Source organism: Microbacterium pseudoresistens, assembly GCF_013409745.1.
GTDB classification, from domain to species: Bacteria; Actinomycetota; Actinomycetes; order Actinomycetales; family Microbacteriaceae; genus Microbacterium; species Microbacterium pseudoresistens.
Window position 1 is genome coordinate 2,352,146 of record NZ_JACCBH010000001.1, and the last position, 12,647, is coordinate 2,364,792.

General features: G+C 68.7%; 13 protein-coding genes. 7 read left to right on the forward strand and 6 right to left on the reverse strand.

Annotation, left to right across the window (positions count from 1 at the left end; translation table 11 throughout):
- Nucleotides 1–10: 10 nt before the first annotated feature.
- Nucleotides 11–1,000 carry a lipoyl synthase gene (gene lipA, locus BKA02_RS11550; protein WP_179434188.1) on the reverse strand — a complete coding sequence of 330 codons (990 nt, stop codon included), beginning with the start codon at nucleotides 998–1,000 and terminating at the stop codon, nucleotides 11–13.
- Complete coding sequence (gene lipB / locus BKA02_RS11555; RefSeq protein ID WP_179434190.1) at nucleotides 997–1,638, reverse strand: lipoyl(octanoyl) transferase LipB; 642 nt, start codon at nucleotides 1,636–1,638, stop codon at nucleotides 997–999. The genes lipA and lipB overlap by 4 nt, the downstream gene beginning before the upstream one ends.
- Nucleotides 1,639–1,741: 103 nt before the next feature.
- Between lipB and BKA02_RS11560 the strand changes: the two genes are divergently transcribed.
- Both BKA02_RS11560 and ffh read left to right on the forward strand, forming a co-directional pair.
- On the forward strand, nucleotides 1,742–2,365 hold the full coding sequence (locus tag BKA02_RS11560) for a TetR/AcrR family transcriptional regulator (RefSeq protein WP_179434192.1): 624 nt from the start codon (nucleotides 1,742–1,744) through the stop codon (nucleotides 2,363–2,365).
- A gap of 13 nt (nucleotides 2,366–2,378) precedes the next feature.
- The gene (gene ffh, locus BKA02_RS11565) at nucleotides 2,379–3,932 is read left to right on the forward strand and encodes a signal recognition particle protein (RefSeq protein ID WP_179434194.1); all 1,554 of its coding nucleotides are present in this window, start codon (nucleotides 2,379–2,381) and stop codon (nucleotides 3,930–3,932) included.
- A gap of 106 nt (nucleotides 3,933–4,038) precedes the next feature.
- On the opposite strand, the gene glpK is transcribed toward ffh, so the two are convergent.
- The 3 genes from glpK to BKA02_RS11580 form a co-directional block, all read right to left on the reverse strand.
- Nucleotides 4,039–5,553 carry a glycerol kinase GlpK gene (gene glpK, locus BKA02_RS11570; RefSeq protein ID WP_179434196.1) on the reverse strand — a complete coding sequence of 505 codons (1,515 nt, stop codon included), beginning with the start codon at nucleotides 5,551–5,553 and terminating at the stop codon, nucleotides 4,039–4,041.
- Nucleotides 5,554–5,591: 38 nt separating this feature from the next.
- Nucleotides 5,592–6,347: an MIP/aquaporin family protein gene (locus BKA02_RS11575; RefSeq protein WP_179434198.1), complete on the reverse strand. Its 756-nt coding sequence runs from the start codon at nucleotides 6,345–6,347 to the stop codon at nucleotides 5,592–5,594.
- Nucleotides 6,348–6,433: 86 nt separating this feature from the next.
- Complete coding sequence (locus tag BKA02_RS11580) at nucleotides 6,434–8,143, reverse strand: glycerol-3-phosphate dehydrogenase/oxidase (protein ID WP_179434200.1); 1,710 nt, start codon at nucleotides 8,141–8,143, stop codon at nucleotides 6,434–6,436.
- 154 nt (nucleotides 8,144–8,297) lie between these two features.
- On the opposite strand from BKA02_RS11580, the gene BKA02_RS11585 reads away from it, so the two are divergent.
- Nucleotides 8,298–9,272: a sugar-binding transcriptional regulator gene (locus tag BKA02_RS11585; RefSeq protein ID WP_179434202.1), complete on the forward strand. Its 975-nt coding sequence runs from the start codon at nucleotides 8,298–8,300 to the stop codon at nucleotides 9,270–9,272.
- 22 nt (nucleotides 9,273–9,294) lie between these two features.
- Here the strand turns inward: BKA02_RS11585 and BKA02_RS11590 are convergent, their stop codons facing one another.
- Nucleotides 9,295–10,425, reverse strand: a complete 1,131-nt coding sequence (locus BKA02_RS11590) for a glutamate--cysteine ligase (RefSeq protein ID WP_179434204.1) — start codon at nucleotides 10,423–10,425, stop codon at nucleotides 9,295–9,297.
- Between the two features lie 231 nt (nucleotides 10,426–10,656).
- Between BKA02_RS11590 and rpsP the strand changes: the two genes are divergently transcribed.
- The 4 genes from rpsP to trmD are packed head-to-tail and all read left to right on the forward strand — an operon-like array spanning nucleotide 10,657 to nucleotide 12,628.
- A complete protein-coding gene (rpsP, locus tag BKA02_RS11595; RefSeq protein ID WP_179434206.1) occupies nucleotides 10,657–11,091 on the forward strand; it encodes a 30S ribosomal protein S16 in 435 nt (144 codons plus the stop codon).
- A gap of 15 nt (nucleotides 11,092–11,106) precedes the next feature.
- Nucleotides 11,107–11,337 (forward strand): RNA-binding protein, encoded by a 231-nt coding sequence (locus tag BKA02_RS11600; RefSeq protein ID WP_179434208.1) that lies wholly within the window; start codon nucleotides 11,107–11,109, stop codon nucleotides 11,335–11,337.
- 1 nt (nucleotide 11,338) lies between these two features.
- Nucleotides 11,339–11,935 (forward strand): ribosome maturation factor RimM, encoded by a 597-nt coding sequence (gene rimM / locus BKA02_RS11605; protein ID WP_179434210.1) that lies wholly within the window; start codon nucleotides 11,339–11,341, stop codon nucleotides 11,933–11,935.
- A gap of 9 nt (nucleotides 11,936–11,944) precedes the next feature.
- A complete protein-coding gene (trmD, locus tag BKA02_RS11610; protein ID WP_179434212.1) occupies nucleotides 11,945–12,628 on the forward strand; it encodes a tRNA (guanosine(37)-N1)-methyltransferase TrmD in 684 nt (227 codons plus the stop codon).
- The last annotated feature ends 19 nt before the right edge of the window (nucleotides 12,629–12,647 follow it).

Genomic DNA, 12,647 nt, shown 5'->3' on the forward strand with positions numbered 1-12,647 from the left:
ACCGACGTCGTCAGACGGCTTGGGCGAACCCGCGATCGACGCTCTCGGCGATGTGCGCGAGATGAGCCGGAATGGGCCGCCCCTTCGACATCATCGACTGCGCCCACAGGCGTCCTGCCCGATACGACGAGCGCACGAGCGGGCCGGCCAGCACTCCGAGGAACCCGATGCGCTCGGCCTCCTCCTTGAACTCGACGAACTCGTCGGGCTTCACCCAGCGCGAGACGGGGTGGTGCCGTGGCGTGGGTCGCAGGTACTGCGTGATCGTGATGATGTCGCACCCGGCATCGTGCAGGTCGTGCAGGGCTTGCACGACCTCCTCCGGCTCCTCGCCCATGCCGAGGATGAGGTTCGACTTGGTGATCAGCCCGGCATCCCGTGCCTGGGTCAGCACGTTCAGTGATCGCTCGTACTTGAATGCCGGACGGATGCGCTTGAAGATGCGCGGAACGGTCTCGACGTTGTGCGCGAACACCTCGGGCCGGGCATCGAAGATCTGCCCCAGGAACGCCGGGTCGCCGTTGTGCTCGTTCGCGAGCAGCTCGACCCCCGTGTTCGGGTTCTGCGCGTGGATCTGGCGCACCGTCTCGGCGTTCAGCCACGCCCCTGTGTCGGGGAGATCGTCGCGCGCCACGCTCGTCACGGTGGCGTAGCGCAGCCCCATCCGCGTCACGCTCTCGGCCACGCGCCGCGGCTCGTCGGTGTCGTACTCGGCGGGCTTGCCGGTGTCGATCTGGCAGAAGTCGCACCGCCGGGTGCACTGCGAGCCGCCGATGAGGAAGGTGGCCTCCTTGTCCTCCCAGCACTCGAAGATGTTGGGGCAGCCGGCCTCCTGGCACACCGTGTGCAGGTCTTCGGACTTCACCAGCGAGTGCAGCGCCTGGTACTCCGGACCCATCTTCGCCTTGGTCTTGATCCACTCGGGTTTGCGCTCGATGGGCGTCTCCGCGTTGCGGATCTCGAGCCGCAGCAGCTTGCGTCCCTCCGGGGCGGCGCTCACGCGGCCACCTCCGTCGCGTAGACGGCCGAGAACGCCGCAGCAACGGCGTCGACGATGTCGGCGGGGGAGACCTCGCGCCCCGACGCCTCGCTCACCGTCGTGACTCCGGCATCCGTGATCCCGCACGGGATGATGCCGCGGAACCCGGACAGCGTGTTGTCGCAGTTGATCGCGAAGCCGTGCATCGTCACGCCCTGCTGCACCCGCACGCCGATGGCGGCGACCTTGTCCTCCGACAGCGGGCGTCGCACCCACACGCCGCTGCGCCCCTCCACCTGGTAGCCGTCCACGCCGAACGGGGCGAGGACGTCGATGAGGGTGCGTTCGATCCGCCGCACGTGCGCGACGACGTCCATCGGCTCGGTCAGACGCACGATGGGGTAGCCGACCAGCTGCCCCGGACCATGCCAGGTGATCTTGCCCCCACGGTCGACGTCGATCACCGGAGTGCCGTCCTGAGGACGCTCCTGCGGTTCCGTGCGCTTGCCCGCGGTGTAGACCGCCTCGTGCTCGAGCAGCAGCAGGGTGTCGGGGCGTTCGCCGGCGACCACCTCCGCATGGACCCTGCGCTGCAGCGCCCAGCCCTGTTCGTAGGGGATGAGATCGGGAGAGAGTCCGGCGATCTGGATGTCGAGCATGGGTGCGCCTCCGACGGTTCGGATCCGGGGTTGTTGGATTGCGTACAACAATACCGTGCCTCGTTCGAGGGCGCCGGCGCGGCACGCACGATACGGTGTGGATATGGCCAGCCCTGCACGCGCTTCCGGACACCCGCGTTCCGGGCGTCCGCGTGCGTCGTCGCGCGAGACGCTTGCCGAAGCGGCCTGCGAGCTGTTCCTCGAGCAGGGGTACGAGGCCACCTCGATCGCCGATATCTCCCAACGTGCGGGTGTGAGCCGATCGAGCTTCTTCAACTACTTCGGCTCGAAGAGCGATGTGCTGTGGTCGGGACTGGATGCGCGCATCGAGCGCATCCAGGAGTCGGTGGGAGCCGGGATGCCGGTCGCCGACGCGATGGGGGCCGCCCTTTCCGACTTCGTGCCCGACGCGCTGGCCGTCGCCCTCGTCAACGCACGCACGATGGGCGCCGACGATGAGCTCGAGCGCGATGCCGCGGTGCGCGCCGCGCGCGTGGCGCGTGCGGTGGCCGATCGGGCGCGAGGCGCCGGATCGGATGCGCTGCGCAGTGAGGTCGAAGGCGCGGTCGTGGGTGGTGCCCTGATCGCGGCCCTGCGCATCTGGGCCGCCGAGGGGCCGGGCACCACGTCGCTGCTCGAGGTCGTGACACGCGCTCTGGATGTCGCCGGTCGCGGCACGGCGCCCGCCGTCGGTGCGGACGGATCTGCGAGGAGCCCCTTCGCGTAGAATCGGAGGCACCATGGCTACCTTTGGCACGCTTTCCGATCGCCTCACCGAGACCTTCCGCAATCTGCGCACGAAGGGAAAGCTGAGCGCCTCCGACGTCGACGGCACGGTCCGCGAGATCCGTCGGGCGCTGCTCGACGCCGACGTCGCGCTCGAGGTCGTGAAGGAGTTCACCGGGAAGGTGCGCGAACGCGCCCTGGGCGACGAGGTCAACAAGGCGTTGAACCCGGCCCAGCAGGTGGTGCAGATCGTCAACGAGGAGCTCATCGGCATCCTCGGCGGCGAGCAGCGCCGCCTCGAGTTCGCCAAGACGCCGCCGACGGTGATCATGCTCGCGGGCCTGCAGGGCTCCGGCAAGACGACCTTCGCCGGAAAGCTCGCCAAGCAGCTCGAGAAGGACGGGCACACCCCGCTCCTGGTCGCCGCAGACCTCCAGCGCCCGAATGCCGTGAACCAGCTGCAGGTCGTCGCCGAACAGGCCGGTGCGACCATCTACGCGCCCGAGCCGGGCAACGGCATCGGCGATCCGGTCAAGGTCTCCCGCGACGGCGTGGAACACGCCCGCCGTCAGCAGCACGACGTCGTGATCATCGACACGGCCGGCCGGCTCGGCGTCGACGCGGAGCTCATGAAGCAGGCCGCCGACATCCGCAAGGCGGTCGACCCCGACGAGGTGCTCTTCGTCATCGATGCGACCACCGGCCAGGATGCCGTCAATGTCGCCAGGGCATTCCAGGAGGGCGTCGACTTCACCGGGGTCGTGCTGTCCAAGCTCGACGGCGACGCGCGAGGAGGCGCGGCGCTGTCGGTCGCGTCGCTGACCGGTCGGCCCATCATCTTCGCCTCCACCGGCGAGGGCCTCGACGACCTCGAGCCGTTCCACCCCGACCGCATGGCGAGCCGAATCCTCGACCTCGGCGACATCCTCACCCTCATCGAGCAGGCCCAGCAGGCCTTCGACGAGGAGGAGGCCAAGAAGGTCGCGGAGAAGCTCGCGACCGAGACCTTCACGCTGGAGGATTTCCTCGAGCAGATGCAGCAGCTGAAGAAGATGGGCTCGATGAAGAAGATGCTCGGGATGCTCCCGGGCATGGGCCAGATGAAGCAGCAGCTGGACGACTTCGACGAGCGCGAGATCGACCGCACCGAGGCGATCATCCGGTCGATGACGCCGGGGGAGCGGCACAACCCCAAGGTGCTCAACGGCTCGCGGCGTCTGCGCATCGCCAAGGGCTCGGGGATGACCGTCACCGACGTGAACCAGCTCGTCCAGCGCTTCGATCAGGCCGCGAAGATGATGAAGACCGTCGCGCGCGGCGGCACCCCGAACATTCCGGGCATGGGTCCGGTCCCCGGGATGGGCAGGCCGGGCGGATCGTCCAAGCGCAAAGGCAAGAAGGGCAAGGGCTCGGGCTCGCGTTCGGGCAACCCCGCCAAGCGCGCCGCGGAGAACGCGGGAGTCGCCGCGAGCGCACCTGCCACCGGATCGGGCTTCGGTCTGGGCGGACAGGCTGCGCCGAGCGAGAGCGATCTGGCCGAGATCCAGAAGCTCTTCGGCAAGGGCTGAGCCGCACGGTCGGTGCATCGACGACATCGCGCATCGGCGACGGTGCGCATCGACGACAGAGGGGCCGGGTCCTGGCGGACCCGGCCCCTCTGCGGTGCTCAGAGGATCACTTCACGTCGTCGTCGACCCAGTCCATCGACTTGGTGACGGCCTTGCGCCACAGGCGCAGCTGACGGTCGCGCTCGGCGTCGTCCATGCCGGGCTCCCAGCGAGCGTCTTCCTGCCAATTGGCGGAGAGGTCGTCGAGACCCGACCAGAACCCGACCGCCAGTCCTGCCGCATACGCGGCGCCCAGGGCGGTCGTCTCCGCCACGACGGGGCGCACCACCGGCACGCCCAGGATGTCGGCCTGGAACTGCATGAGCGCGTCATTGGCGACCATGCCCCCGTCGACCTTGAGCTCGGTCAGATCCACTCCGGCATCCGCGTTGACCGCGTCGAGCACGTCGCGGGTCTGGAAGGCCACGGCCTCCAGGGCGGCTCGCGCAAAGTGGTTCTTGTTCGCGAACCGGGTGAGCCCGACGATCGCACCGCGTGCGTCGGGACGCCAGTACGGCGCGTACAGCCCCGAGAACGCCGGCACGATGTACACGCCGCCGTTGTCCTCGACCTTCTCGGCCAGGTCCTCCACCTCGGGGGCGGAGGAGATGATGCCGAGCTGGTCGCGCAGCCACTGGATCAGCGATCCGGTGACGGCGATGGAGCCCTCCAGCGCGTAGTGCGTCGGCTGGTCGCCGAGCTTGTACCCCACCGTGGTGAGCAGACCGTTCTTGGAGTGGACGATCTCCTCGCCGGTGTTGAAGATGAGGAAGCACCCCGTGCCGTAGGTGTTCTTGCTCTCGCCCTTCTGGAACGCCGCCTGACCGAAGGTGGCCGCCTGCTGGTCGCCGAGGATGCCGGCGATCGGCGTCTCACGCAGCAGCGACGAGCTCTTGGCCTTGCCGTACACCTCCGAGGACGAGCGGATCTCCGGCATCATCGAGCGCGGCACGCCGAACGCCTCGAGGATGTCGTCGCGCCACTGGAGCGTCTCCAGATCCATGAACATGGTGCGCGAGGCGTTGGTCACGTCGGTGGCGTGCACGCCGCCCTCCGGGCCGCCGGTGAGGTTCCACAGCACCCAGGTGTCCGTCGTGCCGAACATCAGGTCGCCGGCCTCGGCCTTGGCGCGGGCGCCGTCGACGTTCTCCAGGATCCAGGCGATCTTCGTGCCGGAGAAGTATGTCGCCAGCGGCAGCCCCACGACCGGCTTGAACCGGTCTCCGCCGCCGTCCTCCGACAGGCGATCGACGATCGCCTGCGTGCGGGTGTCCTGCCACACGATGGCGTTGTAGACGGGCTCTCCGGTGTTCTTGTCCCACACCACCGCGGTCTCGCGCTGGTTGGTGATGCCGATCGCGGCGATGTCGTGCCTAGTGAGGTCGGCACGGCTGAGCGCCAGGCCGATCACCTCCTGCACGTTGCGCCAGATCTCGGCGGCGTCGTGCTCGACCCAGCCCGCCTTCGGCAGGATCTGCTCGTGCTCCTTCTGACCGGTGGCGATGATGCTGCCCTTGCGGTCGAAGATGATGGCGCGGCTCGAGGTCGTGCCCTGATCGATGGCGATGACGTAGTCAGCCATGATGTCTCCTTCGCTCTCTGGTCGATCGTGTGCGGATGTCAGCCAGCCAGGTGCAGCAGCACCGGGGCGGCGAGTGCGGCGAGGACGCCGCCGATGAGCGGACCCACGACCGGCACCCACGAGTAGGCCCAGTCGCTGGACCCCTTGCCCTTGATGGGCAGGATCGCGTGCGCGATGCGGGGCCCGAGGTCGCGGGCGGGGTTGATGGCATAGCCTGTCGGGCCACCGAGGGATGCGCCGATCGCGACCACGAGGAGCGCGACGGGCAGCGCCGTGAGCGGTCCGAGCCCCCCGGGGACACCGACCTCGATGTCGCCGTAGTCGGCGAACGCGAAGATCACGAAGACCAGCACGAAGGTGCCGATGATCTCGGTGACGAGGTTCCAGCCGTAGGACCGGATCTGCGGACCCGTCGAGAACACGGCGAGCTTGTTGGCGGCGTCCGGCTCCTCGTCGAAGTGCTGCTTGTAGGTGATCCACACCAGCACGGCGCCGACGACGGCGCCGATCATCTCCGCGGCGATCGCGAGGAAGAACATCGGCGCCGTGATGGTGCCCGCGATGAACATGCCGATGGCGACGGCGGGGTTGATGAGCGCGCCGGAGTAGGCGGATACCAGCACACCGGCGAAGACCGCCAGACCCCAGCCCCAGTTGATCATCAGGAACCCGCCGCCGAAGCCCTTGTTCTTCGCCAGCACGACGTTCGCGACGACGCCGCATCCGAGAAGCACCAGCATCGCGGTGCCGACGAGCTCTGACAGGAAGTAGAACCCGAGGTTGACCTCAGTCATGTCTTCTTTGACCTTTCGCAGTGCATCGGCCCCTCTGCCGATGCGTGTTCAGTGGATGCCGGATCGAGGGCGGCGGGTCCGGACGCTCAGCCGCGGGAGGCGGCGGTGAGCGTGAGTCCGTGACGTTCGTCGAGCAGTTCGCGGGTCTGGGCGATCTCCGCCTCCGTGCGGGTGCGGTCCCAGCCGCGCAGCGGTGCCAGCGCTTTCGCGAGCTCCTCGAGCGTCGGATCGTCGATGTCGCCGGTGAAGGCGAGGCTCGTGCGGCGCAGCACGATGTCTTCGAGGCGGATGACGAGCTCCTGCTCCACCATCCACTCCAGTTCGCGGGTCGACAGATCGCCGCCCGCGAGGGGGGAGTCGTCGCCCTGCTCGATGTGCGCCCACACGTCGGCGGCGCGGGTCCCGTAGCGGGTCAGCAGCTTCTCGGCCCGGTCTCCCGCCCCGGCGAGGTGCTGGGCGATCCAGGCGGAGCGGTCCGCCTCGGTGAGGGGGAATCCGCGTCCGCCGCCGATGGCGCGCCCGGCCGTCGAGACCGTGCGCGTGCGGCCGAGGAGGCCGAGGATGTCATCGCTCATCCGCTCGCCCAGAGCGCGGAACGTCGTCCACTTGCCGCCGACGAGGCTGATGTGCGGAACGGTGCGCGTGCGGTCGACCTCGACGCGGTAGTCGCGCGAGACGAAGCCCGGCGCGGTGTCCTCGTGCCGGGGGAGCGGACGGATGCCGGAGAAGCGGTACACGATCTGCTCCCGGTTCACCTCGATGGAGGGGAAGACGTGCGCGACGAGCTCGAAGAAGTAGTCGATCTCCTCCTCGGTGCACAGCGGCACCTCGCGGGGGTCGGCGTCGATGTCGGTGGTGCCGACCATCACATGCCCCTTGAGCGGGTAGATGAGCACGATCCGGCCGTCGCTGTGCTCGAAGAAGATCTCGCGCCCGGCGGTCGCCGCGAGCAGCTCGGGGTTGTCCAGCACGATGTGCGAGCCCTTGGTGCCGCCCATGAACCTCGTGAGCTCTCCCAGCGCCTCGTTCGTGAGATCCGTCCACGGGCCGGAGGTGTTGACGATCACATCGGCGGCGAGGGAGAACTCGGTGCCGCTCTCGAGGTCGCGCAGGAGCACCGTGCCGTCGCCGGCGCCGATCGCCTCGACGTAGTTCAGCGCGTGCGCACCCGGGTGAGCGGCTCGGCCGTCCTGCAGCACGTCCAGCGCGAGGCGCTCGGGATCGTGCATCGAGGCGTCGTAGTAGGTGGCGGTGTACTTGATCTTCGGGTCGAGGGCCGGCAGCGCCGCCAGCGACTTCTTGCGCCCGTGGAAGCGATGCCGGGGCACGGTGCCGCCGTCGCGCGAGAAGGTGTCGTACATCATCAGGCCGGCCTTGATGAGAAAGGCGCCGCGCTCCTTCGGCTTGCCCGACTTGTGGGTGAGGAAGCGCAGAGGGGCGGAGAGGATGCCGGAGAAGGTCGAGTAGATGGGGATCGTCGTCTCGAGCGGCTTGACGTAGTGGGGGGCGATCTTGAGCAGGCCGTTGCGCTCCTGCACCGATTCGCGCACGAGGCGGAACTCGCCGTTCTCGAGGTAGCGGATGCCGCCATGCACCATATGACTGGAGGCCGAGGAGGCGCCCGAGGCGAAGTCGCCGCGCTCGACGAGCACGACATTCACACCCTGCAGAGCCAGATCACGGAACGTCGAGATGCCATTGATGCCTCCGCCGATCACGAGGACGGACGTGCGCCCTGCCTCGCGGACGGCCTTGACCTCGTCGCGCTCCGGCGCGGAATGGATCTGCTCGTTCATCGTTCTCACACTGTCCCTTCGTCGGGATCGTCTCTTCCGTGGCGAGGCCCGGTCGGAGCCTAGGAGGTTCCTTGGAAGACAGCATCGACCCGCTCGGCAATCCGCGCAACACACGTGCACGTATGTGCAACAATCGCCGGGGAGGAGGCCCGGAATGAGTCCCAGACGTGAACGGACGCGCGACGACAAGGTCGTCGCCGCGCTGACGGCGGCCCAGCTGTACTACATGCAGGACAAGACCATGGAGGTCATCGCGCGCGAGCTGGACACGTCGCGCTCGTCGGTGTCTCGCCTGCTGAGCTATGCCCGCGAGGTGGGACTCGTCGACATCCGGATCAACTCGCCGTTCGAGCGGGTCGGGATGCTGGAGCAGACCATCCACGGGCGGTTCCGTGTGTCGGCCCACGTCGTTCCGATGCCCGAGAGCGTCACCGAGGTCGAGCGCCTCGAGCGCGTCGCGCTCACCGCGGGCCGGCTCCTGGGTCAGTTCGTCGAATCGACCATGATCGTGGGGGTCGCCTGGGGATCGACGATCAGCGCGGTGAGCCGCGAGCTCGGGCACAAGGAGACCCACGACACGGTCGTCGTGCAGCTCAACGGCGCGGGTAACACGCTCACCAGCGGCGTGGAGTACTCCAGCGACATCCTGCAGCGCTTCGGGCGGGCCTTCGGCGCGCAGGTGCAGCAGTTCCCCGTTCCCGCCTTCTTCGACGACCCCGCCACCCGCGAAGCGATGTGGCGGGAGCGCAGCACCCGCCGCGTGCTCGATCTGCAGGCCAAGATGGACGTCGCGGTGTTCAGCCTGGGCTCTCCCACCGCCGAGGTGCCCAGCCGCGTCTACGTCGGCGGGTACCTGAGCCGGGATGACTACCGCAGCCTGGGCGATGATCACGCGATCGGCGATGTGGCCACGGTGTTCTTCCGCGCCGACGGCTCGTGGCGCGACATCCGCGTCAACGCCAGGGCGACGGGCCCGGGCCTGGACCGGCTGCGCCGGGTGCCGCGACGCTTCTGCGTCGTGGCCGGCGCGCAGAAGCTCCCGCCGCTGCGGGCGGCCATCGCATCCGGGCTCATCACCGACGTCGTGCTCGACGAAGGGCTGGCCAGGCAGCTCACCGAACCCGTCTGAGCGTCGTCGCCGGTCGACGAGGTCAGGCGTGCCCGGCGTCGAACTCGTGGATGAGGTGCTGCACCACCTCGCGCAGCTCGCCGGTCTCCTCCGCCACGGCGAGCTGGCGTGCGTAGCTGGGGCCATGATCGAGGATGTGCGAGACCCCGGCGAGCTCCTCGGAGCAGCCGAGATCGCGTGCGACGGGCGCGAGGATCGCCAGCAGCTCGGCGAGGTGCGCGCCGAGCGCACGTTGCTCGCCGCCGGAGGACACGATCACGTCGGCGTGGATGCCATAACGGGCGGTGCGCCACTTGTTCTCGCGGTGGAACCAGGGCTGGAGCATCTCAAGCCGCTCTCCGGCGTCGATGCGCCGCGACAAGTGCTCGACGAGGCACTGCGTGAGCGCGGCCAGCGCGGCGAGCTCGGCGAGCGTCGGCACGCCGTCGCAGGCCCGGATCTCGATCGTTCCCCAGTGCGGGGCGGGGCGGATGTCCCAGCGCACCTCGGTCGCATCCGCGATGACGCCCGTGTGCGCCATATCGCTCAGGTAGCGCTCGTACTCCTCCCAGGTGTGAAGCGGCCAGGGGAGCCCGGCCGTGGGCAGCTGCTGGAAGACCAGAGCGCGGTTGGAGGCGTACCCCGTGCGCTCGCCGGCCCAGAACGGGCTCGACGCCGCCAGCGCCTGGAGATGCGGAAGGTAGGCGGTCAGCGCGCCGATGAGGGGGAACACCTTCGCGGGATCCTCCACGCCGACGTGCACATGGATGCCCCAGATCATCATGTTGCGCCCCCACCACTGGGTGCGTTCGATGAGAGTGCGGTACCGCGTCTTGTCGCTCACCCGCTGGTCGTACCACTGCGCGAACGGGTGGCTGCCCGCCGAGAGGAGGGCGATTCCGGCATAGTCGGTCGAGCGACGCACCATGCGGATCGCGGCGGCGATGTCGTCGACGGCCTCGCCGACCGTCGAGCCGACGCCACTGGTCACCTCGATGGTGTTCGTGAGCAGCTCTCCCGTGACCGTGTGACGCTCGTGGACGCTGTCGGCCTCGAGCTCGTCGAGCAGCTCCGGGGCGCGCCCGACGAGATCACCGGTCGTCGGATCGGCGAGCATCAGCTCCCATTCGATGCCGACCGTCGATCGGGCCGAGTCGGCGAAGCGGATCGTCACGTGCTCAGTGTGGCACGCGGACCGCGCGCATCCAGGAACTTCTCGTCGCGGGGCGTCACGGCGCGGCCGCGTCGCGTTCGCGGGAGGCGACGGGATCTGGCAGAATAGGGGGTCGGACGGCCCGCTCGACCCTCTATCCGGCGCGCCATCCACCCTCAGAGCTTCCACCGGGTGTGCACCCCACGCTCCAGGTGACCAGTTCGTCTCCCTTCCACACCATTCAGGAGAATCGTGGCTGTCAAGATCCGTCTCAAGCGCTTCGGCAAGATCCGTGCGCCCTACTACCGCATCGTCGTCGCCGACTCGCGCACCAAGCGCGATGGTCGCGTGATCGAGGAGATCGGCAAGTACCACCCCACCGAGGAGCCCTCGTTCATCGAGGTCGACTCCGAGCGCGCCCAGTACTGGCTGTCCGTCGGCGCCCAGCCGACCGAGCAGGTCGCGGCGATCCTCAAGATCACCGGTGACTGGGGCAAGCACAAGGGCGAGAAGGGTGCGAAGTCCACCCTGAAGACCGCCGAGCCGAAGGCCGCCTTCGAGGTCGATGACAAGAAGAAGTCGGTCATCAAGCCCAAGGCCGAGAAGAAGGCCGAGGCTCCCGCCGAGGAGGCTCCGGCTGAGGCCCCCGCCGAGGACGCGGCCGACGCCGCGACCGAGGCCGAGTAAGACGAGCAGTACGCCGTGCTCGCCGCCGCGCTCGAACACATCGTCAAGGGGATCGTCGATCACCCGGACGACGTCCGCATCTCCGCATCCGAATCGCCCAGGGGCGATCTGCTCGAGGTGCGCGTGCACCCCGACGATCGGGGACGCGTGATCGGGCGCGGCGGCCGCACGGCCAAGGCTCTTCGCACGCTGATCTCGGCTCTGGCCGACGGGCGGCGCGTACGCGTCGACGTCGCGGACGATTGAGGTGGCCGCGAAGGAGCGCCCCGGAGCCAGGAACCAACTGCGGGTCGGCCGTCTCGTCAAGGCGCACGGACTCAAGGGCGCACTGAAGGTCGAGCTCTACACCGATGACCCGGATCGGCGATTCGTGCCTGGTGCCGAGTTCACCCTCCAGGTGCCCGAGACCTCGCCGTGGCGCGGAAAGTCGGTCACCGTGCGCGACTACCGCGTCATGAACGGCAGCTCGGTCGTGTTCCTCCAGGGGGTCGATGACCGTTCGGCGGCCGAAGGACTCGTCAAGGCGATCCTGTGGGTCGATCAGGATGACGACGTCGACGACCCCGACGACGACGCCTGGTACGACCACCAGCTGAACGGCCTCGATGTCGTGCGCGACGACGAGGTCGTCGGCCGCATCGTGCGGGTCGAGCACCTCCCCGCCCAGGACCTCCTGATCGTGCGGCCGACGTCGTCGGACGCCGACATCATGGTCCCGTTCGTCTCTGCGATCGTGCCCACAGTCGACGTCGCGGGCGGCCGCGTGATCGTCACCCCGCCTCCGGGGCTGTTCGAGGATCTCGAGTCCGGTTCGCCGGAAGACGCGCCCGACGCCCCTGCCTAGACTTGAGGGATGCGCGTCGACATCGTCACGATCTTCCCCGCGTTCTTCGACGTGCTCGACGTCTCGCTCATCGGTAAGGCGCGCGATCGGGGCATCCTCGAGCTGAACGTGCACGACCTGCGGGACTGGACGCACGATCGCCATCGCACGGTCGACGACACTCCCTACGGCGGCGGAGCCGGCATGGTCATGAAGCCCGAGCCGTGGGGCGAGGTGCTCGACGAGATCCTCACCGACGATGCCGTGCTCATCGTCCCCTCACCGGCCGGGGAGCGCTTCTCGCAGCCGTTGGCTCGGGAGCTGGCCGAGGAGCAGCACCTCGTGTTCGCTTGCGGACGCTACGAGGGCATCGATCAGCGCGTCGTCGACTACTACTCGGGCCGGGTGCGCGTGCGGCTGGTGAGCCTGGGCGACTACGTGCTCAATGGGGGAGAGGTCGCGGCGATGGCCGTGATCGAGGCGGTGTCGCGGCTCATCCCCGGCGTCGTCGGCAACCCCGACAGTCTCGTCGAGGAGTCGCACGAGGGAGACGGGCTGCTGGAGTACCCGTCGTACACCAAGCCCGCGTTCTGGCGTGATCTCGCGGTGCCCGAGATCCTGCTCAGCGGCAACCACGCGGCGATCGCCGCATGGCGGCACGATCAGCAGCTCGAACGCACCCGTGCGCATCGGCCCGACCTGCTGGCGGAGTGAGTCGCCGCCGTCTCACGCC

Coding starts and splice junctions, on each gene's coding strand:
- BKA02_RS11560 (WP_179434192.1), top strand. CDS start 1,742: ATGGCCAGCCCTGCACGCGCTTCCGGACACCCGCGTTCCGGGCGTCCG.
- glpK (WP_179434196.1), bottom strand. CDS start 5,553: ATGGCTGACTACGTCATCGCCATCGATCAGGGCACGACCTCGAGCCGC.
- BKA02_RS11585 (WP_179434202.1), top strand. CDS start 8,298: ATGAGTCCCAGACGTGAACGGACGCGCGACGACAAGGTCGTCGCCGCG.
- trmD (WP_179434212.1), top strand. CDS start 11,945: ATGCGCGTCGACATCGTCACGATCTTCCCCGCGTTCTTCGACGTGCTC.
- lipB (WP_179434190.1), bottom strand. CDS start 1,638: ATGCTCGACATCCAGATCGCCGGACTCTCTCCCGATCTCATCCCCTAC.
- ffh (WP_179434194.1), top strand. CDS start 2,379: ATGGCTACCTTTGGCACGCTTTCCGATCGCCTCACCGAGACCTTCCGC.
- BKA02_RS11580 (WP_179434200.1), bottom strand. CDS start 8,143: ATGAACGAGCAGATCCATTCCGCGCCGGAGCGCGACGAGGTCAAGGCC.
- BKA02_RS11575 (WP_179434198.1), bottom strand. CDS start 6,347: ATGACTGAGGTCAACCTCGGGTTCTACTTCCTGTCAGAGCTCGTCGGC.